This is a genomic window from Saccharopolyspora indica, from assembly GCF_027853965.1.
Lineage (GTDB): Bacteria > Actinomycetota > Actinomycetes > Mycobacteriales > Pseudonocardiaceae > Saccharopolyspora > Saccharopolyspora indica.
Window position 1 is genome coordinate 185,091 of the sequence record NZ_JAQGLB010000004.1, and the last position, 22,327, is coordinate 207,417.

At 70.1% G+C, this 22,327-nt stretch carries 17 protein-coding genes; 10 read left to right on the forward strand and 7 right to left on the reverse strand.

Translation table 11 applies throughout. The features are described from left to right. Positions 1 to 5 precede the first annotated feature (5 nt). Together OU416_RS40295 and OU416_RS11480 are read left to right on the forward strand one after the other, a co-directional pair. Positions 6 to 1,622, forward strand: a complete 1,617-nt coding sequence (locus OU416_RS40295) for a WXG100 family type VII secretion target (protein WP_372907225.1) — start codon at positions 6 to 8, stop codon at positions 1,620 to 1,622. Between the two features lie 82 nt (positions 1,623 to 1,704). Then, entirely contained in the window at positions 1,705 to 6,813 is a 5,109-nt protein-coding gene (locus OU416_RS11480; protein WP_270926873.1) for a DUF6531 domain-containing protein, read from the forward strand. Between the two features lie 21 nt (positions 6,814 to 6,834). Here the strand turns inward: OU416_RS11480 and OU416_RS11485 are convergent, their stop codons facing one another. Continuing rightward, positions 6,835 to 8,049 (reverse strand): ROK family transcriptional regulator, encoded by a 1,215-nt coding sequence (locus OU416_RS11485; protein WP_270926874.1) that lies wholly within the window; start codon positions 8,047 to 8,049, stop codon positions 6,835 to 6,837. Between the two features lie 132 nt (positions 8,050 to 8,181). Between OU416_RS11485 and OU416_RS11490 the strand changes: the two genes are divergently transcribed. The 3 genes from OU416_RS11490 to OU416_RS11500 are packed head-to-tail and all read left to right on the forward strand — an operon-like array spanning position 8,182 to position 11,218. Further along, positions 8,182 to 9,516 carry an extracellular solute-binding protein gene (locus OU416_RS11490; RefSeq protein WP_270926875.1) on the forward strand — a complete coding sequence of 445 codons (1,335 nt, stop codon included), beginning with the start codon at positions 8,182 to 8,184 and terminating at the stop codon, positions 9,514 to 9,516. Then, the gene (locus OU416_RS11495) at positions 9,516 to 10,382 is read left to right on the forward strand and encodes a carbohydrate ABC transporter permease (protein WP_270926876.1); all 867 of its coding nucleotides are present in this window, start codon (positions 9,516 to 9,518) and stop codon (positions 10,380 to 10,382) included. Before OU416_RS11490 ends, OU416_RS11495 begins: the two co-directional genes overlap by 1 nt. Continuing rightward, positions 10,382 to 11,218, forward strand: coding sequence for a carbohydrate ABC transporter permease (locus tag OU416_RS11500; protein ID WP_270926877.1), 837 nt, complete (start codon positions 10,382 to 10,384; stop codon positions 11,216 to 11,218). The genes OU416_RS11495 and OU416_RS11500 overlap by 1 nt, the downstream gene beginning before the upstream one ends. Here the strand turns inward: OU416_RS11500 and OU416_RS11505 are convergent, their stop codons facing one another. Both OU416_RS11505 and OU416_RS11510 read right to left on the reverse strand, forming a co-directional pair. Next, positions 11,219 to 11,773: a DUF3237 domain-containing protein gene (locus OU416_RS11505; protein WP_270926878.1), complete on the reverse strand. Its 555-nt coding sequence runs from the start codon at positions 11,771 to 11,773 to the stop codon at positions 11,219 to 11,221. It abuts the gene before it with no gap. Between the two features lie 48 nt (positions 11,774 to 11,821). Continuing rightward, positions 11,822 to 12,271, reverse strand: a complete 450-nt coding sequence (locus OU416_RS11510) for an ester cyclase (protein WP_270926879.1) — start codon at positions 12,269 to 12,271, stop codon at positions 11,822 to 11,824. Positions 12,272 to 12,323: 52 nt separating this feature from the next. On the opposite strand from OU416_RS11510, the gene OU416_RS11515 reads away from it, so the two are divergent. Continuing rightward, the gene (locus tag OU416_RS11515; RefSeq protein WP_270926880.1) at positions 12,324 to 12,932 is read left to right on the forward strand and encodes a TetR family transcriptional regulator C-terminal domain-containing protein; all 609 of its coding nucleotides are present in this window, start codon (positions 12,324 to 12,326) and stop codon (positions 12,930 to 12,932) included. A 46-nt stretch (positions 12,933 to 12,978) separates the two neighbouring features. On the opposite strand, the gene OU416_RS11520 is transcribed toward OU416_RS11515, so the two are convergent. Then, positions 12,979 to 13,659, reverse strand: coding sequence for a TetR/AcrR family transcriptional regulator (locus OU416_RS11520; protein ID WP_270926881.1), 681 nt, complete (start codon positions 13,657 to 13,659; stop codon positions 12,979 to 12,981). Between the two features lie 83 nt (positions 13,660 to 13,742). Between OU416_RS11520 and OU416_RS11525 the strand changes: the two genes are divergently transcribed. Both OU416_RS11525 and OU416_RS11530 read left to right on the forward strand, forming a co-directional pair. Continuing rightward, a complete protein-coding gene (locus OU416_RS11525; RefSeq protein ID WP_270926882.1) occupies positions 13,743 to 14,936 on the forward strand; it encodes an FAD-dependent monooxygenase in 1,194 nt (397 codons plus the stop codon). Between the two features lie 75 nt (positions 14,937 to 15,011). Further along, entirely contained in the window at positions 15,012 to 16,640 is a 1,629-nt protein-coding gene (locus OU416_RS11530; protein ID WP_270926883.1) for an alpha/beta hydrolase, read from the forward strand. A gap of 107 nt (positions 16,641 to 16,747) precedes the next feature. Here OU416_RS11530 and OU416_RS11535 read toward each other — a convergent pair whose 3' ends face one another. From OU416_RS11535 to OU416_RS11545, 3 genes are all read right to left on the reverse strand, one after another. After that, entirely contained in the window at positions 16,748 to 16,912 is a 165-nt protein-coding gene (locus OU416_RS11535) for a hypothetical protein (RefSeq protein ID WP_270926884.1), read from the reverse strand. Positions 16,913 to 17,195: 283 nt separating this feature from the next. Continuing rightward, on the reverse strand, positions 17,196 to 19,010 hold the full coding sequence (locus OU416_RS11540; protein WP_270926885.1) for a phosphoenolpyruvate carboxykinase (GTP): 1,815 nt from the start codon (positions 19,008 to 19,010) through the stop codon (positions 17,196 to 17,198). A gap of 399 nt (positions 19,011 to 19,409) precedes the next feature. Further along, positions 19,410 to 20,147 carry a DUF6802 family protein gene (locus OU416_RS11545; RefSeq protein ID WP_270926886.1) on the reverse strand — a complete coding sequence of 246 codons (738 nt, stop codon included), beginning with the start codon at positions 20,145 to 20,147 and terminating at the stop codon, positions 19,410 to 19,412. Positions 20,148 to 20,300: 153 nt separating this feature from the next. Between OU416_RS11545 and OU416_RS11550 the strand changes: the two genes are divergently transcribed. Together OU416_RS11550 and OU416_RS11555 are read left to right on the forward strand one after the other, a co-directional pair. Further along, positions 20,301 to 20,879, forward strand: a complete 579-nt coding sequence (locus OU416_RS11550; RefSeq protein ID WP_270926887.1) for a TetR/AcrR family transcriptional regulator — start codon at positions 20,301 to 20,303, stop codon at positions 20,877 to 20,879. Beyond that, positions 20,860 to 22,260 carry a nitrilase-related carbon-nitrogen hydrolase gene (locus OU416_RS11555; RefSeq protein ID WP_270926888.1) on the forward strand — a complete coding sequence of 467 codons (1,401 nt, stop codon included), beginning with the start codon at positions 20,860 to 20,862 and terminating at the stop codon, positions 22,258 to 22,260. Before OU416_RS11550 ends, OU416_RS11555 begins: the two co-directional genes overlap by 20 nt. Positions 22,261 to 22,327: the final 67 nt, after the last annotated feature.

Consider the following 22,327-nt stretch of genomic DNA (forward strand, 5'->3'; position numbering starts at 1 on the left):
TTGTCGTGAGTAATCCGCTGGTGGCGGAGCGCGAGGATTCGACCAAGTCGTTCAGCGGCGTGCCGATCCTGGAATCGGTCGATGAGACCAAGAAGGCCATCGAGTCCGGTGACTGGGCCTCCGGAGTCATGGGCGCGGTCGGCACCGGCCTGGATGCGCTGTCGATGGCGCTGGATCCGTTCGGGTCGATCCTCGCGGCCGGTGTCGGCTGGTTGATGGAGCACGTGGGGCCGTTGTCGGACGCGCTGGATGCGCTGACCGGTGATGCGGATCAGATCAAGGCCCACTCGGAGACGTGGAAGAACGTCGCCGCCGAGCTCGGTGAGATCAACACCGAGATGGCCAATCTCGTCAGCAGCGACACCGCGAGCTGGGTCGGCGCGGCCGGTGATGCGTACCGGAAGCAGAGCGAGGACACCGGGAAGCTCATCGAAGCGGCCAAGGCGGCGGCCGAGGGCGCCTCGGAGGGGGTCGGCACCGCGGGTGAGGTCGTGGCGGCGGTGCGCACGCTGGTGCGCGACATCATCGCCGAGCTGGTCGGCCACCTGATCTCGTGGGCGTTGCAGGTCCTGGCCACGCTGGGCATCGCGATGGCCTGGGTGGTGCCGCAGGTCGTCACCGCGGTGGCCAAGACGGTGGCGAAGATCGCCGACGTGACCACGAAGCTGGTCAAGGCGATGAAGTCGCTGGGCAAGCTGATGAAGAAGCTGGGCGATGGCTTCGGCGACGCGAAGAAGGCGCTCGACAAGATCAAGAAGGACAAGGGGTCCGGCCCCAAGCCCCAGGGCGGCCCCGGTCCGGGCAGCTCCCGGTCGCTTTCCGGTGGTGGTTCCGGCCCCACGCCGTCGAGCGGTTCCGGCCCTGCACCGTCGAGCGGTTCCGGTGGGCCCGCGACGACGCGCAGCACCGGTGCTCCGTCGCGTCCCCACCCGCCGCTGGAAGGTCCTTTCAGCCCGGCGCAGCCGCCGTGGGGCTCGGGGAAGATCCCGGCGAGCGCGCAGGACCACGTGAACTTCGGCGACATCAAACCGCCGAAGGGCAAGAAGAAGCCGACCGCCAGCGGTGGTCACGTGCTGAGCGACGACCTGGCGGCCTCCGGTGCGACGCCCTCGACGTCGGGAAACCACGGAACCGGCGTGCAGCGGCCACCGGGCGCACCGAGCAGCGTGGGCCCGGGCGGTGTCTTCGAGGTGAACAAGCCCACGATCAACGACAGCGCGGGCAACCCGGTCACCAAGCCGGGGAAGAGCACCGTGTACGACGGACTGCCGCCCACCGCGGTCAACGGGCTCCAGAACCAGGCCTACAACGGCGGGAACCCCAACGGCGGTTTCACGCCGACCCCGAGCGACCCGAACACCGGGAAGTGGCAGGGCCAGGCGCAAGTCCCCTTCACGCCCAGGTGGGACAAGGACCCGGTGACGGGAGTGGAGGGGCCGGGGCACGGCAGCGGTGCCACCAACCACAAGCACGCCGGCGAAACGGTCAACGTCGAGGGCTACGCCAAGATCGACCCGAGCGACCCGACCAAGCTGGCCGACGCCAAGACCGCCTACCCGACGATGAACACGGCGCCGCCCAAGCAGCCCGACCTGCCGGACTACAAGCCGCACGGGCGCTGACCGCGAGCAGGCGATTCAGCGGAGGCCGCCGATCCGGCCAGCTGTTGCCGAATGGACTCCGCACCGACCTTTGGGGGATGTCGTGACCAATCCGCTGGTGGCGGAGCGCAAGGATTCGACCGAGTCGTTCAGCGGGATTCCGATCATGGAATCCATCGACGAGACGAAGAAGGCGATCGAGTCCGGGGACTGGGCCTCCGGGGTGATGGGTGCGGTCGGCACCGGCCTGGACGCGCTCACGATGGCGCTGGACCCGTTCGGATCGATCCTCGCGGCCGGCGTCGGCTGGCTCATGGAGCACGTCGGCCCGCTGTCGGACGCGCTGGACGCGCTGACCGGTGATGCCGATCAGATCAAGGCCCACTCCGAGACGTGGAAGAACGTCGCGAACGAGCTCGGTGAGATCAACACCGAGATGACCAACATGGTCAACAGCGACGTCGCCGACTGGGCCGGGGAAGCCGCGGATTCCTACCGCAAGCGCAGCGAGGACACCGGCAAGCTGATCGAGGCGGCGAAGAAGGCCGCCGAAGGTGCCTCGGAGGGCATCGGCACCGCGGGCGAGGTCGTCGCGGCGGTGCGCACGCTGGTGCGAGACATCATCGCCGAGCTGGTCGGCCACCTGATCTCGTGGGCCTTGCAGGTCCTGGCCACGCTGGGCATCGCGATGGCCTGGGTGGTGCCGCAGGTCGTGGCGGCGGTGGCCAAGACGGTGGCCAAGATCGCCGACGTGACCACGAAGCTGGTCAAGGCGATGAAGTCGCTGGGCAAGCTGATGAAGAAGCTGGGCGATGGCTTCGGCGACGCGAAGAAGGCGCTCGACAAGATCAAGAAGGACAAGGGCGGCTCCGGCAACAAGCCCGACAGCCCCGCCCCGACCAAGCCCACCGGCAACGACGGCCCGGGCTCGAAGGGCGGCTCCGGCGACTTCCCCGCGCCGAACCGGGGCACCGGCGACAACGGCCCGGCGCAGACCTCCTCGACCTCCCACGGCGGGGACGCGCCGAGGTCCCCGGGCGGCGGCGACACCCCCAGGTCCCCCGACGGCGGCTCGAACTCCAAGTCGCCGGACAGCGGTCCGACGCCGAGCGGTCCCGCGTCGACGAACCCGGCGGGCAACAGGTCCGGGAACAACGGCAACCCGAACAAGCCGGAGAACCCCCGGGACCGCTCGATCAAGTCCGACGGCCTGTCCACCGGCGGCACGGACCCGGTCGACCTGGCCACCGGCCACGTGGTGATGACCGAGACCGACCTGGAGATCCTCGGGCCGCTGAAGTTGGTCCTGGAGCGGATGCACGTCTCCTCGTACCGGGCGGGCCGGTGGTTCGGGCCGACCTGGACCTCGACGCTGGACCAGCGCCTCGAGGTCGACGACGAGCACATCTGCTACTTCTCGCCGGACGGCATGATCCTGGTCTACCCGCTGCCGAGCGGGGATTCCGCGGTGCTGCCGCTCGAGGGGCCGCGCTGGCCGCTGGCCCTGCTCGAGGACGGCTACGCCATCGCCGCGGAGGGCCGGTACCTGCACTTCGGCAAGCAGCGCAGCGTCCTGCCGCTGCTGCGGATCGAGGACGACGACGGCCGCCGGATCGACATCGAGCACACCCCGTACGGCCCGCCCAAGGAGCTGCGCCACTCCGACGGCTACCACGTGGTGATCGACAGCGAGCACGGCAAGCCCACCGCGGTCCGGGTGCTGGACGACCAGCGCGGGCTCGACGTGGTGGTCGTGCGCTACGGCTACGACGCGCGGGGCAGGCTGAGCGAGGTCGTCAACTCCTCCGGCATCCCGCTGCGGTTCGACTACGACGACGCCGACCGGCTGACCGGTTGGCAGGACCGCCTCGGGTCCTGGCTCCGCTACGTCTACGACGAGCACGGCCGGTGCGTGCAGACCGTCGGCGACAAGGGCTTCTTCGACGCCGCGATCTCCTACAGCGGCAACGTCACCAGGCACACCAACTCGCTCGGCGGCGTCGCCGAGTACCACTTCAACGAGGCCAAGCAGCTCGTCCGCGAGGTCGACCAGCTGGGCGGCGCCACGGTGTCGGAGTGGGACCGCTACGACCGGTTGCTGTCCCGCACCGACCCGCTCGGCCGGACCACCGGCTACACCTACGACGAGCACGACCGCCCCAGCGAGATCATCCGGCCGGACGGCAGCGTCGTCGAGCTGCTCTGGGACGGCGGTTCGATCGAGTCGATCGCGGTGCACGACGGCCGCCGGAGCTGGACCCGCACCTACCCGGTGGCGGAGCGACCGGACGCGTTCGGCGGAAAGGTCGGTGCGGCACCGGAGTTCAGCCTCGACATGCTGGAGTCCGGACGGCTCGGCGCCGGTGCGCCCGGGGAAGCGGGCGCCGCGCCGGAGCAGGCCCGCGACCTGTTCGGGCGGTTGACGGAGCAGACCACGCCGCGCGGCGGGCGGACCAAGCACGGCTGGACCGTCGAGGGCCTGCCGTCCTGGCAGCTGGACGCGCGCGGCGGCAAGCAGCAGTGGCGCTACGACCCCGAGGGCAACGAGATCGCCCGCACCGACGAGCTGGGCGGCGTCTCGGCCAACGAGTACGGCCCGTTCGAGGTGGTGACCGCCGAGGTCGATGCGACCGGGGCGCGCACGGTGCGCGAGTTCGACACCGAGCGGAACCTGCTGTCGGTCACCACCCCGCAGGGCCAGACCTGGCGCTACACCTACGACCTCGCGGGCCGCGTGATCGAGGAGCGCGACTTCGACGGCCGCGTGCTGCAGTACACCTACGACGCGGCGGGCCAGCTGGTGCGTTCGGTCAACGGCGTGGGCGAGGTGACCGAGTACGCCTACGACGTGCTCGGGAACATGGTCGAGTGGCGTGCTCCGTCGGGCGTCACCAGCTACGCCTACTCGCCGATCGGGTTCCTGGTCCGCGCGGTCAACGCCGATGCGGTGCTGGAGTTCGAGTGGGACGTCGAGGGCCGGATCCTCGCGGAGACCACCAACGGCCGCACGGTCGCCTACGCCTACGACGACGAGAACAACGCGATCCGGCGCACCACACCGTCCGGTGTGGACAGCACCTGGTCGTTCGACGAGCACGGCACCGCCCGGAACCTGGCCTTCGCGGCGCACGCCATGAGCTTCGAGTACGACGCGGCGGGCCGGGAGACCGGGCGGTCGGTGAACGACGCGGTCACCCTGAGCCAGTCCTACGAGGACGAACTGCTCGCTTCCCAAGCGGTCACCGGGAATTCCGGCCAGGACGTGGTGCGGCGCCGGTTCTCCTACCGGGCCGACGGCCGCCTGACCGGGGTGCAGGACAGCGCCTTCGGGCAGGCCGGTTTCGGGCTCGACCAGCTCGGCCGGGTCATCGAGGTGATCGCGCCGGACCGGCACGAGCGCTACCGCTACGACGCCCTGGGCAACGTGGTGGGTTCCGAGGGCGTGCCGAACGCCGAGGCCGGGCCGCGCCGCTACGCGGGCAACGCGCTGGTCGCCTCCGGCAGCGTCGGCTACCAGTACGACGCGCAGGGACGGCTGGTGCTGCGCGCGGTCCAGGCGGCCGGGAACTGGCGCTACTCGTGGGATTCCCACGACCGCCTGGTCGCGGTGACGACACCGGAGGGCGTGATCTGGCGCTACCGGTACGACCCGGTCGGCCGCCGGATCGCCAAGCAGCGCCTCGCGCCGGGGTCGGACGGCAATGCGGTGGTGGCCGAGCAGGTCGACTTCGTCTGGGACGGCGCCACCCTGATCGAGCAGGTCCACACCGACGCGCGCGGTCGGCGCGAGGTCACGACCTGGGCGCACCGCCCCGACGACGACGTGGTCGTGGCGCAGCTCGAGCGCGACGGATCCGGCGAGCGGTTCCACTCGATCGTCACCGACGCGGTGGGCAAGCCGACCGATCTGGTGACCGCCGACGGGCAGCTCACCTGGCACGATCGCACCAGCCTGTGGGGCAGCGCGCTGCCCGGCCAGCGGCCGGCGACCCCGCTGCGCTTCCCCGGTCAGTACGCCGACGCGGAGACCGGCCTGAACTACAACGTCTACCGCTACTACGACCCGGCCACCGGCCGCTACCTCAGCCAGGACCCGCTCGGCCTCGCCCCGGCGGCCAACCCGGCGACCTACGTCGGGAACCCGCTCGCGGAGACCGACGCCCTCGGCCTCGCGCCGACGCGCAAGCACACCCAGAAACCCAGGAAGCCCCGGCCGGGCAAGGGCGGTCAGGGCGCCGCGAACGTCCTGGGCCCCAAGAACACCGGCAAGGTGACCAAGCCGAAGAAGCCCAAGGCCTCCGGCCCGCCCAAGGTCAAGGCGTGGCCCCGGCCCGCGTTCACCAACCCCACCCTGAACAAGATCAAGGACCAGAAGGACGCCCCGAACTCCAAGTACAGCGGTGGGGAGAACGACGCCCGCCACATCGTCTCGTTCCAGACCATGCGCGACGGCATGCAGAAGTGGGTGGACAAGAACTACACCCCGGGGACCCCGGACCACGCCGCGATGACCAAGCACTATCGCGACCAGCTCAACCAGATGAACAGCAAGATCGAGAACTTGCCGCTGGGACCGGGCGACCCGAACTCGGCCATCGGCAGGGTGACGAAGAACTCCGACTACATCGATAACCGGATGGCGAAGGGCGAATCGCCGAGCTCCGCGTTCGACAACTCGTCCGGATACGGTGCGAACAAGAAGGAGTTCGCCGATTCGATCATGCAGGCCGCGGACAAGATGAGCCCGGACGAGCAGAAGAAGTTCATGAAGGACGTGCAGTTCAGCTCGGACTTCGACTGGGTCGGCGGCGACAAGGGCGGCAAGCAGTTCAAGGAGTACTACGACATCCAGCGCGAGTTCAACCACCTCGCCGAGAAGCCCGGCGCTTACGACAAGAAGTACGTCGACGGGCTCATCGACCGGTTCAACAAGCTCGACGCACCGGACGGCCGTCACCCGAACAACGACGAGTGGGCCAACCGGCCCACCGGCAACGATGGTCTCAACAGGACGGACGTCCCCGACTTCAAGGGGCAGCGCACGCAGCAGGACGAGCAGCGGATGCTCGACGGCGAGTTCGGCGGGCCCAAGGCGTCGGACGCCAAGGACCTCTCCAAGGACGAGATCGCCGAGATCATGCGCAAGCAGAACGAGGCGTTCACCGAGCAGGTCAACAAGACCCGCAGGGAGAGCAACTGGCCGGGGTATTAGCGAGGGGCTGAGGTCCTGCCCTCAAGGTCCGAGGAGCGTGGCGAGCCGGGGCGAGTAGGCGTGGTCGAGCACCAGCGAGGCCGCGCCGACCGCTCCGGCGTCCTCGCCGATCAGGGCCGGGGTGACCTGGACCGGCCGGACCTCGGGGGCCCAGACCTGTTTGGACAGCACCTTCGACACTTGGGTGCGCACCAGGTCGGAGGCGTGGCGCAGGGCCGGGCCGCCGAGCACCACGCGGTCCACGTCGAGCACGCTGACCACCGATGCCAGCGCCTGGCCGAGCTTCGTCGCCGCCGCGCGCAGCACCTTGCCCGCCACCGCGTCGCCGTCCGCGGCCCGGCGGCAGAGCTGCTCGTAGGACTGCGCGATCGACTCCTCGCCGGTTTCGCCGCCCGCTGATCGCCAGTCCGCGACGATCGCGCGCATCGAGCAGTGCGCCTCCAGGCATCCCCGCCTGCCGCAATGGCATCCGCGGCCGCCACCGCTGTTCAGGTGGCCGATCTCGCCCGCGTTGTTGCTGACACCGCGGTGCACCTGGTCGTCGAGCACCACGCCGATGCCCACCCCGGTTCCCCAGTAGACGTAGACGAACGAGCCCGCGCGGTGCTCGCCACCGGCCCAGCGCTCGCCGATCGCCGCCGCCGTCGCGTCGTTGTCCATCACCACCGGCAGCCCCGCGCGCTCCGCGACGATGTCGGCCAGCGGCACCGCTCCCCACCCGGTCAGGTTCGGCGGCGAGAGCACCTGCCGGTGCGCGGAGTCCAGCGGTCCCGGCACCGCGAGCCCGACGCCGAGCACCCGGCTCTCCTCGATTCCCGAACGGCGCACGAGCTGCTGCAACGTCCGCGCCAGCGCTGAGGCGACGGCCGATGGCGCGGCGTTGTCGGGCAACCGGCGGGTGCTGCGCATCCGCACGCCTCCGGCCATGTCCAGCAGGACACCGGTGATCCGCTCCGGATCGAGGTGCAGGCCCACCGACGAGTAGGCGTCCGCGGCGACCTTCAGCAGCACCCGGCGCTTGCCGCCGGTGGAGGGCGCGTGCCCGTTCTCGGTGACCAGCCCGTCCTCGATCAGCGCGCGGACGATGTTGGACATCGTCTGCGCGGTCAGTCCGGTGCGCTGGGCGAGCTCGACCCGGCTGATCTCGCCGCGGCGGCGGATCGCGTCGAGCACGACGGCCCTGTTGAAACCGCCCACGCGGGGAAGGTTGGTGCCCTGCCAGGACGCTTTGGCCATGCACGCTCCTAGGTGGCGCACCCGTCGGCGGGCGGCGAGATCGTTGACTTGTTCCATCGAATGGAATTAACTACCCCAGAGTGTGATCCGGATCTCAAGCCGCGCGCAACCACTGCTGGCAGGAGGCTCGCGATGCAGCGCCGCACAGCGATGTCCGTGCTCATCACCGCGACGTTGGGCTTCACCCTGGCCGCCTGCGGCGGAGGCGCCGCCGACGACCCGAACACGATCAGCGTCGCCTACCACCGATACGGCAACACGCTGCAGGTCGACCAGTGGATGCAGCGGGTCAAGCAGCAGTACGAGCAGGCCAACCCGGGCAAGACGGTGAAGCTCGACCCGGTGGTCGCCCCGGAGGGCGAGTACCTGTCCAAGCTCCAGCTGCGGATGCGCTCGCCCTCCACCGCGCCCGACGTGCTCTACGAGGACAGCTTCAACGTCAACTCCGACGTCGCGGCCGGCTACCTGGAACCGCTGGACGACCGGTTGGCGCAGTGGCCCGACTGGGAGCACTACATCGACACCACCAAGCAGGCGGGCAAGGCCGCCGACGGCAAGACCTACGGCGTTCCGCTGGACACCGACACCCGCGGCCTCTGGTACAACCGCGAGCTGTTCGCCCAGGCCGGCCTGCCCGCCGACTGGCGGCCGCGCACCTGGGACGACGTGCTCGCCGCCGCCCGGCAGGTCAAGCAGCGGCGGCCGGACGCGATCGCGATGGACCTCGCGCTGGGCAAGGCCGAGGGCGAGTCGGTGAGCATGCAGACGGTGGAGATGCTGCTGTACGGCACCGAGACCGGCACCCTGCACGACGGGCAGAAGTGGATCGCGCCGAGCAAGGGCTTCGCCGACGCCATGGGCTTCCTGTCCACCGCGCTGGCGGAGGGCCTCACCCAGAGCAAGGCGCAGATCGCCGACGCGCAGTACGACAAGGTGCAGCGCGACGAGCTGGCCCGCGACGGCAAGGTCGCGATCCGGCTGGACGGCAGCTTCGCCTCCGGCAACTGGCAGGACTCCGGCTGGCAGGACTGGGCGCGGACCATGTCGGCCACGCCGATGCCCACCCAGCACGGCCAGGCGCCGGGCACCGTGACGCTCTCCGGCGGCTGGACGCTGGCGATCAGCTCCTCCAGCGAGAAGAAGGACGCCGCGTTCGAGTTCATCAAGCAGGCGATGTCCAAGGACAACGTGGTCGAGTACACCACGGCCAGCGGCAACCTCCCCGCCCGCGAGGACGCCGCGGCCGATCCGCGGGTGCTCGGGGCGAACCCGCTGAACGCGTTCTGGATCGGCCTGCTGGACAACACGCACTACCGGCCCGCGCTGCCGGAGTACCCGAAGGTGTCCCAGCAGATCCAGCAGTCGGTGCTCGACGTGGTGGCGGGCAGGCCGCCGGACGAGGTCGCCGACCAGTGGTCGCAGGAGGTCTCGCGCATCGTGCAGCCGGCCAACACCAGGGCGGGCTGATGGCGGTGCGGGCGCGGCAGTGGCTGGTGCCGATGGCGCCCGCGCTGCTGCTGCTCGGCCTGTTCGTGGCCGGGCCGATCTTGTGGAGCGGCTACGTCTCGTTCACCAACGCGGCGCTGACCGGTGCCGCGGCCACCGAGCCGGAGTTCGTCGGGCTGGAGAACTTCCGGCGGCTGTTCAGCGATCCGGCGCTGTGGCACTCGGCCTGGCTGACCGTGGTCTTCACCGTCGGTTCGGCGGTGATCGGGCAGAACTGCCTGGGCATGCTGATCGCGGTGCTCACCCAGCACCGAAACCGCTGGCTGCGCACCACGGTAGGCACGGTGGTGGTCTCGGCGTGGGTGCTGCCGGAACTGGTGGCGGCGTTCGCGGTCTACGCGTTCCTCAACTCCGAAGGCACGTTGAACAACGTGCTGGTCGGGATGGGTCTGGAACCGCGCGACTGGCTCTACAGCGTGCCGATGCTCGCGGTGATCCTCGGCAACGTCTGGCGCGGCACCGCGTTCTCGATGCTGGTCTACCAGGCGTCGCTGTCGGAGGTGCCGAGCGATCTGGTGGAGGCCGCGGAGGTGGACGGCGCCGGGCCGTTCCGCCGGTTCTGGCACGTCACGCTGCCGATCATCCGCCGCTCGGTGCTGACCAACCTGATGCTGATCACGCTGCAGACGATCGGGCTGTTCACGCTGATCTACGTGCTGACCGCGGGCGGCCCGAACGCGGCGACGCAGACGCTGCCGCTGCTGATGTACGACTCGGCGTTCGAGTTCCACGAGATCGGCTACGGCGCGACGATCTCGCTGGTGCTGCTGCTCATCGGCGGGCTGTTCGCCGTGGTGTACGCCAAGAGCTTGAAGGACGAGATCTGATGGCGGTGACTTCTGCTCGGCGGCGTTCGGTGTCGGTGGTGGTGCACCTGGTGCTCGCGGTCGTCGCGCTGGCGTTCCTCGCACCGCTCCTGTGGCTGCTCACCGCGGCTTTCGACGCCGACGCCGCGTTGTCGGCGAAGGTGCCCGAGACGTTCACGCTGGACAACTTCGCGCAGGTGCTCAGCTGGGAGCAGAGCGGCCGTCCACTGTGGAACGGCTTGCTGATGTGCGCCGGTGCGGCGCTGATCTCGGTGGGGGCGGCGGTGCTGTGCGCGTATCCGCTGTCGCGCTACCAGCTGCGGTTCCGGCGGCCGTTCCTCTACGTCGTCCTGTTCGCCTCCGGGCTGCCGATCACCGCGGTGATGGTGCCGGTGTACAGCATGTTCGTGCAGCTGGAGCTGATCGACTCGATGTTCGGCACCACGCTGTTCCTGGCCGCCACCTCGCTGCCGATCGCGATCTGGATGACGAAGAACTTCATGGACGGCGTGCCGATCAGCCTGGAAGAAGCGGCGTGGGTGGACGGCGCCTCGGCGATGCAGGCCCTGCGCACGATCGTCCTGCCGCTGATCGTCCCGGGCATGGGCGTGGTCGCGATCTTCACCTTCATCACGGCGTGGGGGAACTTCTTCGTCCCGTTCATCCTCCTGCTGGACCCGGCGAAGCAACCGGCCTCGGTGGGCATCTTCACCTTCTTCGGCCAAGGCGGCCTGATCGCCTACGGCCAACTGGCGGCCTACTCGATCCTCTACACGACCCCGGTGGTGGCCCTCTACCTGATCGTCTCCCGCTCCCTCGGCGGCGCCTTCAACCTCGCCGGCGCCATCAAGCACTGATCACACGAGTTCGGAGACGCGGTAGGCCACGCCGCCGTCGACCAGGTAGCCCGAGCCCGCGGAGACGACGTCGTTGAGCCACGCGTACTGCTCGGCACCGGTCTCGAAGAGCGGGGTGGTCCGGAAGTAGTAGCGGTCCGGATCAATCCGGTGCCGTTCGGCGGGATCGGCCATCGCGGCGCGCAGTTCGTGCGGGACGGTCCAGCGGCCCTGGTAGGTCATGTGCACCAGCGCGTCGTCGTGGGTGCGCAGCGTCAGCCGGACGTCCAGCGCCATCGTGCCGTCGGGGCGGAACAGCGCCCAGTCGCCCCCGCCGGGCAGGACCTCGCCGCGCAGTCGCGGCCCTTCGAACGACCCGCCCGCCGACTGGAAGAGCACCCGGTGTCCCAGCGGCCCGGCGCCGATGTCCAGCCGCTCCAGGTCGACGACGATGTCGAACAGGTGCGCCGTCTCGATCTCGCGGACCGCCCGCTGTGCCGCCTCTCCGCGATTTTCAGTGGTGGTTGCGTTCGGTGCTGTTCTCGCGTTTTGCGGTTTCTTGTGGCTGGGTTGCATCACGTTCCCCTGAGGTGCGGTCGGGCAGGACTCCGGTTGATGCACGGGTCATGACCTCGTTCCGAACAGCGTGCGCCGCACGGTGTCGGTGGAGACGCCTGATTGGGCGCAGAGTTCGGCGAGGTCGAAGGAGAACACCTCGCTGGCGATCAGGTCGTCGGCGAACTCGAACCGGATGTGCACCGGCAGCTCGGCGCGCTCGCCGTTGGGCCGCACGCCGAACCGGTCGCCGGTCATGGTCATCCGCGCGGTGCCCCAGCAGACCAGGGTTCCGCCGCCGGTCGCGTGGCCCGCCAGGTCGACTTCGTAGTCGGGGAAGGAGGTGAAGAACCTGGTCAACGCCTTCTCGTTCGCCGCGACTCCCCGTGCGGCGGTCCCGAACGCGGGGGTTCGCAGCACCATGTCCCGGTGCAGGAGCCGCAGGGCCGCGGGCACGTCCTGACGGTTCTTGGCCGCGGCCAGCGCTTGCGCCAGCTCCATCTTGCGAGCATCGTTCATGAACTAAACGTACGACCGGTCGTACGTTTTTTCAAGTGGCAGGATGGCGCCGATGGACGAGCTCAGGAACGCGGCGGACGGGCGCCTGCTGCGCGGCGCGCGGTCCCGGCGGGCGATCGCCCGGCACGCCGTCGACGTCGCCTCGCTGGAAGGCCTGAACGGGCTGAGCATCGGCCGCCTCGCCACCGACCTGGGTGTGAGCAAGAGCGGCGTGCAAACCCTGTTCCGGACGAAGGGGAACCTCCAGCTCGCGGCCGCCGAGTGCGCGCGAGCGGAGTTCCAGGAGGCCGTCGTCCGCCCCGCGCTCGCGGAGCCGCGCGGTGTCGCGCGACTGCGCGCGCTGGTCGACCGGTGGCTCGCCTACGCCGAGGAGCCGCTGTTCGCCGGTGGCTGCTTCTGGGCGGCGAACCTCGGCGACTTCGACAGCCGGCCGGGCCCGGTGCGCGACGTGCTGTTCGAGCATCAGCGGGATTGGCGCGAACTCATCGCCACCGAGCTGCGAACCGCCGCCGACGCCGAGGAGATCGCCGATCTCGACGCGGATCTCGCGGCCTTCCAGATCGATGCGGTGCTGATCGCGACGAACACCGCGCTCCGCCTCGGCGAACCCGGCGCGGCGAACAGAGCTCGCCACGCCGTAGAGGCATTCCTCGCAGCCTGACCCACCCGGATGATGGTCAATTTCGCAGGAAATTGACGCGGCCCCGTCAGGCCGAGCGGTCGGTGATGAGGGTGGCGAGGCCGTCGAGGATTCGGGCGAGGCCGAAATCGAGGGCCTGGTCCTGGCCTTCGGTGTCGGTCAGGGCGTTGGTGAGCGCCGGGAAGCGGTCGCCGTGTTCGCGCAGCAGTTCGGCCAGCTTCGAGCTGAGCTGCTGATCGGGGTTGCCGTCCGGTGTCGCCGCGGCCTGCTGGGCGATGCCCCGGACGTGTCCCACCAGCACCACCACGGCGTCCATCCGCTCGCTGCCGCGGAGCCCCGTTCCGTCGAGCGCGGCGATGGCGGCTTCGGTCCACGCGAGCTCGTTGGGGCCCGGGAGGCGCGGGCCGGTCGTCGCTTCGAGGACCCACGGGTGCTGCGTGAAGCGCGGCAGCAGCGCGCGGGTCCACGCGTCCAGCCGTTCGCGCCAGCCGCCGTCGAGCTCGGGTGGTGCGCCCATCGCGAGGTCCGCCATCAGCGCGACGAGCTCCGCCTTGCCCGGCACGTAGCGGTAGAGCGACATCTTGGTGAAGCCGAGCTCGGCGGCGACGCGCTGCATCGAGACCGCGGCCAAGCCTTCGGCGTCGGCCAGCTCGATGCCGGTGCGCGCGATGCGTTCGAGGCTCAGCGCGGGTTTCGGGCCGCGTCGCGGCGCCGGCCGGGCGCCCCACAGGACCTCGTAGCCGTCCACCGGCCCTCCCTTGTGCTCGCCGAGTAACTGTGTCTATCGTACGCAGAAATTAACTGTTTCCATCGGACACAGAAAGCGTGCACATGCGAGGAAGAGTTCTGATCTCGGGCGCGAGCGTCGCCGGACCTGCCCTGGCCTGCTGGCTCGGTCGCCGCGGCTTCGAGGTGACGGTCGTGGAGATCGCCCCGGCCCCGCGCAGCGGCGGGGCCGCCGTGGACTTCCGCGGTGACCTGCACCTGACCGTGCTGGAGCGGATGGGAGTCCTGGCGGATCTGCAGGAGGTCCAGACGGGAGGCAGCCCGATGGCCTTCGTCGACGAGCGCGAGCGCCCGTTGCTCGAACTGCCCGCGGAGTTCGCCGGCGGTGCCCTCGAAGTGCTCCGAGGAGACCTCGCGCGAGTCCTGCACGCGCACAGCGCGGACGTCGCCGAGTACGTCTTCGGTGACCGCGTCGTGGACCTCCGCGACGCGCCGGACGGCGTCGAGGCCACCTTCGCCTCGGGGGCGCAGCGCTCGTTCGACCTCGTGATCGGCGCGGACGGCGTGCACTCCGGCATCCGGCGGCTCGCCTTCGGGCCGGAGGAGCGGTTCGTCAGCCATCTCGGCTACTACGTCGCGACCTGGGACCTGCCCCGCTACCGGGACCTGCCGCCGGGGTCGGTGGGCCACAACCGGCCGGGCCGGTTCATCTCCGTCGGCGCCGACCGCCGCGACCCCGCGCGGGCGGGCGCGTTCGCGATCTTCAAGTCACCGCGGCTCGACTACGACCGCCACGACGTCGGCCAGCAGCGCGCCCTGATCAGGCAGGCCTTCGCGGGCGTGGGCTGGGAGGCGCCGCGGCTGCTGGCGGCGCTGGAGTCCGCGGACGACCTCTTCTTCGACTCGATCAACCGGGTGGACGCCGAGTCCTGGTCGCGAGGCCGGGTCGCGCTGCTCGGCGATGCGGCCTGCGGTGCGACGCTCGGCGGCATGGGCACCGGGGCCGCGGTCGTCGCTGCCTACGTGCTGGCCGGTGAGCTGGTCGCAGCGAGCGGGGAGCACCGAGCCGCCTTCGCGCGCTACGAGTCGAAGGTCCGCCCTTACGCGCAGGCGTGCCAGGGCGGCGGTGGCCGGGCCGGGAAGTTCCTGGCGCCAGGCCGTTTCGGCGCGCGGGTGCGGAATCTGATGCTGGGCAACAGGTTCCTGCTGAACCAGATGCTCAAGGTGGGCGAGAGCCTCACCAGCGACATCGAGCTGCCGGACTACGACCTGACATTTGTCACGGGAAGTGGTGCTTAACGGTAGTACCCGCCTTCATGGTCGCCTGATTGAGTGATCTTCGAATCACCGAAGGTCACTGCAGAAGGGGACTGCATGCGAAGCACGACACGTGCGTTAGGCGTCACCGCGGTGCTGGGGGCGTTGCTCGCGACCGGCCAGCCCGCGATGGCGAAGCCGACCGCGCCGACGTTCGACGTTCCGGCGAAGTTCGCCGAGCAGGACATCGAGTGGGCGCCCTGCTTCGAAGGCGAGCTGCCGCCGGAACTCCCGCCGGGTTCCGAGCGGCTCGAATGCGGCACGTTCACCACGCCGATGAACTGGCACGACCCGGACAACAGCAAGGAGATCAGCATCGCGGTCAGCCGGCTCTCCCCCGAGAGCGGTCCGGCCGGTCGCGCGCTGTTCACCAATCCCGGCGGGCCGGGCGGCGCGGGCCTGTCCATGCCGCTGGCGATGCTGAACTACGGCACGGACGCGCTGCCGAACAACTTCGACATCTACGGCATCGACGTGCGCGGCACGGGCGCCAGCAGCACCGTCTCATGTGGACCGGCAGGTGAGCCGGTCCAGCAGCTCGACCCCCACGACCGCGATCCGGCGAACATCGAGGCGATGCTGGAGATGGGGCGCGAAGCCGCTGAGTCCTGCCAGCAGCACAGCGGTGAGCTCGGCCGCTACGTCACCACCGACCAGACGGTCGCCGATCTCGACCTGCTGCGCCGGATCGAGGGGCACGACAAGATCAACTGGTACGGCGTCTCCGGCGGCACCTGGCTCGGCGCCTACCTGGCCACCTACTTCCCGGACTCGGTGGACAAGGTGGTGCTGGACTCCAACACCGAGTTCACCGGCAGCTGGCAGCAGGTGTTCTCCTGGCAGCCGATGGCCTTCCAGCGCCGCTGGACCGAAGACCTCCGGCCGTGGCTGGCCGCGCACGACGCGACCTACCACCTCGGCACCACGCCGGAGCAGGTCCAGGCCACCGTGGACGAACTGCGCGCGGAGCTGAAGGCGAACCCGCTGCCGAACCCGGGCGGCCCGCCGATCGACCAGGGCGTGCTGGACTCGTTGCTGCTGCAGGGCATGTACTCGAAGTACGCCTTCCCGGACGTCGGCGGGGGCCTGGCGGAACTGCGCGGCGGGACCACCTCCGAGCAGGCCACCGCCGTACTGGCCGCGGCCCGCGACCGGAACATGCCGATGCTGGCCGACCCGCAGGACAGCATGGCCGCCACGCTGTGGTCGATCCGCTGCAACGACACCGCGTTCCGCGGCAGCCCCGGCTCGGTGGTGGCGCGCTCCGGCGTCGAGGGCGAGCGGTACCCGTTCTACGGCTACTACACGATCTTCCAGCCGTGCGTGTTCTGGGACCGCCCGGAGGTCGACCTGGAGCAGCCGACCGGCGAGGGCCTGCCGCCGGTGCTGATGCTGCAGTCGGAGAACGACCCGGCCACGGCGCTGGAGGGCGCCGAGATCGCGCACCGGGAGTTCGAGGGCTCGCGGATGATCACCGTTCGCGACGAGGGCGACCACGGCGTCTACGGCGCGGGCAACGCGTGCGTGGACGGCGCGGTGGACGCCTACCTGATCGACGGCACGGTCCCGGCGGACATGACCTGCGACGGCATGCCGCTGCCGGATCCCGCGGTGAGCGCGTTCGCGACGACCGGCAACAGCACCCTGCTGGACCGGCTCGACGCGATCGACCGCGCGGTCGACTGATCCGAGAAGGCCGAGGGCGGTGCGGGAACTTCCCCGCACCGCCCTCGACTTTGTGCTCTTGAAGCGGCTCAGCGCCGCTGCCTGCACCGAAGCGCAGACCGTTCAGGTCACGGCGTACGTGCTCGTTCCGCCATCGCGACCTGGTCCCGGCGAATTCGGTCGATCTCGCCGGCTTCGGACTTCTCGCCGGACTCGTCGTCCTCGGTGCGCAGCGCGAGGAACACCGCAGCGACCGCGATCAGGGACAACGCCAGCATGGCCAGGTGGACCATGACACACCCCCTCGGTTCGGCGCCCTTTTTCTCGGCGGATATCACTGGGACGCTTCAAGTGTCCGCCGGGTTGCTGATCGTTTGCGATTCCCCGATCTACTCCACCGGGCTGGGTAGATCCACCTGGGCGGAAAGCAGAAGCGGCGTTTCCCCGAAAGAACTTCGCGTTCTTTGGGGAAACGCCGCACGATTGCGCACGTTTCAGCGGGCTTCCGCGCCGGACGGGTGGTCGCGGGGCTTCCCACGTTGCCCCGGCAAGACCACCCGTCCGGGGGTCGCTCGGTCAGTTACCGAGACGCTGTTTGAGCGCTTCCAGCTCGTCGCGCATCGAGCTCGGCAGCGCGTCGCCGATGGTGTCGAACCACTCCTCGATGAGCGGCAGCTCCGCCTTCCACTCCTCGACGTCGACCTTCAGCGCCTCGTCGACGTCGGAGGCCGGGGTGTCCAGCCCGCCCAGCTCCAGCTCGGCGGCGTTGGGCACCCGGCCGATCGCGGTGTCGGCGGCCGCGGCCTTGCCCTCCAGCCGGTCGATGATCCACTTCAGCACGCGGGAGTTCTCCCCGAAGCCCGGCCACAGGAAGCGGCCGTCGTCGCCCCGGCGGAACCAGTTCACGTAGAAGATCTTCGGCAGCTTGCTCGCGTCGGCCTCCTTGCCGACGTTCACCCAGTGCTGGAAGTAGTCGCCGACGTTGTAGCCGATGAACGGCAGCATGGCCATCGGGTCGCGGCGCACGTCGCCGACCTTGCCCGCGGCCGCGGCGGTCTTCTCCGAGGACAGCGTGGCGCCCATGAACACGCCGTGCTGCCAGTCGAAGGCCTCGTTGACCAGCGGGATCGTCGTCTTGCGGCGACCACCGAACAGGATCGCCGAGATCGGCACGCCCTTCGGGTCGTCCCACTCCGGCGCCAGGATCGGGCACTGCGACATCGGCGTGCAGTAGCGGGAGTTCGGGTGCGCCGCCTTGACGTCGCCCTCCGGCGTCCAGTCGTTGCCCTTCCAGTCCGTGAGGTGCTGGGGCTCGCCCTCCATGTCCTCCCACCACACGTCGCCGTCGTCGGTGAGCGCGACGTTGGTGAACAGCGAGTTGCCCTGCTCGATGGCGGTCATCGCGTGCGGGTTGGTCTTGCGGTTGGTGCCCGGCGCGACGCCGAAGAAGCCGGCCTCCGGGTTCACCGCGTACAGGCGGCCGTCCTCGCCGAAGCGCATCCAGGCGATGTCGTCGCCGAGCGTCTCGACCTTCCAGCCCGGGATGGTCGGGCGCAGCATCGCCAGGTTGGTCTTGCCGCAGGCCGATGGGAACGCGGCCGCGACGTAGTAGACCTTGTCCTCGGGCGAGATCAGCTTGAGGATCAGCATGTGCTCGGCCAGCCAGCCCTCGTCGCGGGCCATCGCCGAGGCGATCCGCAGCGAGTAGCACTTCTTGCCCAGCAGCGCGTTGCCGCCGTAACCGGAGCCGTAGCTCCAGATCATCCGCTCCTCGGGGAAGTGGGTGATGTACTTGATGTCGTTGCACGGCCACGGCACGTCCTGCTGGCCGGGCTCCAGCGGCGCGCCCACCGAGTGCAGCGCGGGTACGAAGTCGGCGTCGTCACCGAGGCGCTCCAGCACCTTGGCGCCCATCCGGGTCATGATGTGCATCGACACCACGACGTACTCGGAGTCGGTGATCTCCACGCCCAGCTTCGGCGGGTCGGCGTCCAGCGGGCCCATGCAGAACGGGATGACGTACATCGTGCGACCACGCATGGATCCCCGGTAGAGCTCGGTCATGGTGGCCTTCATCTGGTTGGGGTCCATCCAGTTGTTGGTGACCCCGGCGTCCTTCTCCTCGACCGAGCAGATGTAGGTCCGCTCCTCGACGCGCGCCACGTCCGACGGGTCCGACGCCGCGTAGAAGGAGTTCGGCTTCTTCTCCAGGCGGGTGAAGGTGCCGGCCTCGACCAGCTGGTCGGTCAGCCGCTGCCACTCCTCCGGCGAGCCGTCGCACCACACCACGCGGTCCGGCGTGGTCAGCTCGGCGACCTCGCGCACCCACGACAGCAGACGCTCGTGTTTGGTCGGTGCCTGATCGAGACCGGGGATGGTCAGTGCGGTCATCGCGTCGTGTCTCCTGACTGGGCGCCACAGCCCGGACTTGTCGCCGACGGGCTCCGTCGACGTTTGTGGGAATGCTTCGCCCCTCCCGAAGGACGGGCGATTTGTAAAAGGGATGCACCGAGGCTAGCCGGGACAGCGGCGCGCGATGGAGATCAGTCCTGTTCGTTCTCTCACAAGAACGATAAGGGAATCGATTCAGTTGCGATCTTTCGGGTGGCGCGAACGGAGGTTCCGTTGTCGGAGACGCGCCGGAAACGATGATTTCCGGCGAATCGGGCGCGTGCGCGAACGCCCGGTGAACCGGGGGCATCGCCCGGATGGCGGACGGCGGGGCGTCGCGGAAACGCGAGAGCCCGCCCGGGGCGGTTCCCGGACGGGCTCTTCGAAGCGATCGAGGGGTCAGCCCCAGACGTCGTCCGAGTCGGGCCGGGCGCCCTTGGCGCCGGAGGGCGCGGAGGCCTGCGCTCCGTTCGCGGCGTGCTCGGGGCCGCCTGCGCCGCCCGCGCTCGGCTGGTCGAGGTTCCAGGTCGCGTCGTCGGTGGCGCCGGCCGCCGGGCTCGGCGCGTACTGGCCGTCGCCGGTCACCTGGCCCTGCTCCACGACGGTCCACTGCCCGTCGCCGGTGTGGTGCGAGATGGTCACCTCACCGGTCTGGCTGATCTCCACCACCTGGTCGGCGGACCCGTCGCCGTCCACGTCGGTGACCAGCATGGTTCCGCCCGATTCGGTCTCCACCACGGCGGTGTCGGCGATGCCGTCGGAGTTGGTGTCCTCGGTGGCCGGGCCGACCTGCATGTCGCCCTGCGGGGTGTCGATGACCATGGCGCGGCCCTGGTCCTGCTGCGGATCCATGCCGCCGGGGTGCTGCTGGGGCGCCTCACCGGCCCACTTGCCGGTCCCGGCGTCGTAGCGGGCCTGGTCGACCACGACTCCGTCGGCGTTGATGGTCTGCATGATGTCGGCCTGACCGTCACCGGTCTCGTCGACGTAGGCGACGTAGCCGTCCTCGGTCATGACCGCGACGGTGTCGTCCACCCCGTCGCCGTTGAGGTCGTAGTTGGCCTCGGCGGTGTACTCCTCGCCTTCGACGGTGACCTTGATGTCGCCGTCGCCCGCCCCCTGCTCCTCGATGTACACGTCGCCACCCCTCAGCCACGGATCACTGCAAACCTACGACGCAGGGTAGAGGTCCGAGGTTCCGCAGGAGAAGCACCTGGCCTTTTCCGGCTGCCGGGAGCTTCCCCCGAATGCACGTGTACAGCGTAGACCTGCCGTGTCTACGCTGTAGACATGGCTGGGACTGCGGAGCGCATCGCCGCTGCGGCGCTGGAGATCCTGCTCGCCGAGGGCGTCGAGGCGGTGACGATGCGGCGGGTGGCCGCGGCGGTGGGGGTCACGCCGATGGCCACCTACCGGCACTACCCGAACCGGGAGGCGCTGCTGCGCTCGGTGGTCGACCAGGCCTTCGCGGAGCTCGGCGAGCACTACGGCAAGCGGTCCGAGGGGCTGGACTTCCACGCCCGGGTGGACGGCCTGGCCGACGACTTCCTGGACTTCGCGCTGGGCAAGCCGAACCTGTACCGATACCTGATCACCGAGCAGCGCGCGGGATCGCTGCGATTCCCCGGCGACTTCCGGGAGGGCGGCTCAGCGGCATTCGCACCGGTGCACCGGGCGGTCGAGCAGGGCATGCGCGACGGCGTGCTCCGGCGCGATGACGTCCTGGAGACCGCGCTCGCGCTGACCATGCCGGTCGTGGGCCTGGTGCAGCAGTACCTCGGCGGCCGCTACGAACTGCCCGAATCCGAGTTCCGCGCGCTGTGCAAGCGAACGATGCGGAGGGTTCTGCATGGGCTGGAAGAGGAGTGAGGCGCTGGCGGCGCTGGTCGGCTCGGCCGCGCTGTTCTACTTCGGCACCGGGCTCGACCCGGTCCCCGCGCTGACCTGGCTCGCCCCGCTGCCGGTGCTGCTGGTGGCGCCGCGGGTGCCCGGCGGCGTCGCGGCGACCGTCGCCTTCGCCGCCTACCTGCTCGGGATGACCAACCTCTGGGGCTGGTCGGCGCGCTCGCACGACTTGCCGCTGTGGCCGTGGGGGCTGGTGGCGAGCATCAGCCTCGCGCTGGCGTTCCTGCTGGTCGTGATGGTGTTCCGGACGCTGGTCCGACGCGGGCGTCCGCTGCTCGCGGTGCTCACCGGTCCGGCGGTCTGGGTGGCGTTGCTGCACCTGATCTCGCTGGCCAGCCCGCTGGGGATCGTCGGCACGCTGGCGACGACGCAGGCGGACGTGCCGGTGGTCCTGCAGATCGCCGCGGTGACCGGATCGCTCGGCGTCGACTACCTGGTGCTCCTGGTGCCGTCGGCGATCGCGGCGGCGCTGGCGACCGGGCGCATCCGCGTGCTGGTGGTGGTCGGGGCGGTGCTGGTACTGGCCCTGGGTGGTGGCGCGCTGCGGCTGACCGGCGAGCCCGGCCCGGCTCAGCGCGTCGCGCTGGTCGCGCACAACGAAGCTCGCTGGGCGACGGATCTCGCCACCGCGGAGGGGCGCGATCTGGTGACCGCCTACGTCGACGAGATCGCAGCGCTGCCGCCGGGAGTCCGCACCGTCGTGCTGCCGGAAGCCGCGTTCGGCTCGACGGAAGCCCGCCCAGCGGTGCTGGTCGAGCCGATGAGCCGACTCGCCACCGAGCGCGGCCTGGACGTCGTGGCCGGTTTCGCCCACCGGGACGGCGACGCGAAGTACAACTACGCGCTGACCTTCCCGGCGCTCGGCGGTGACCCGGTCCCGTACCTCAAGCAGCACGACACGGTCAGCCGGCTCGGGAACGCCGAGGTCTTCCCGCCGACGACCGGCGCGCGCCTCGGCCTGGAGATCTGCGCTGACGTCAACTTCCGCAGCCCGACCAGCGCCTACGCGACGGCGGGCGCGGAGCTCCTGGCGATCCCGGCCGCCGACGAGCACGAGAACGGCTGGCAGCACAGCCGAACCGCGCTCCTCCGCGCGGTGGAGAGCGGAGTCCCGATCGCCTGGAGCGGTCGAGCGACGACGCAGCTCCTCACCGATGGCTGGGGCCGGGTGATCGCGGACGCCCCCACCGGAGGCCCGGCACCGTTCACGACCCTGGTCGCCGAAGTCCCGACCGGCCCCGGCCCCACTCCTTACGCCCACCTGGGCGATTGGTTCCCCTGGCTCTGCCTGGCCTTCGCGGTGATCGCCGTGGTCGCCACCCGGGGCGAACGGGCTAGCAGCTGAGCGTCGTCAGCGTTTCGGAACAGCGGAGTTAGCGGTGGCCGGGCGCCGGGTCGGGGGCGCGGAGCGC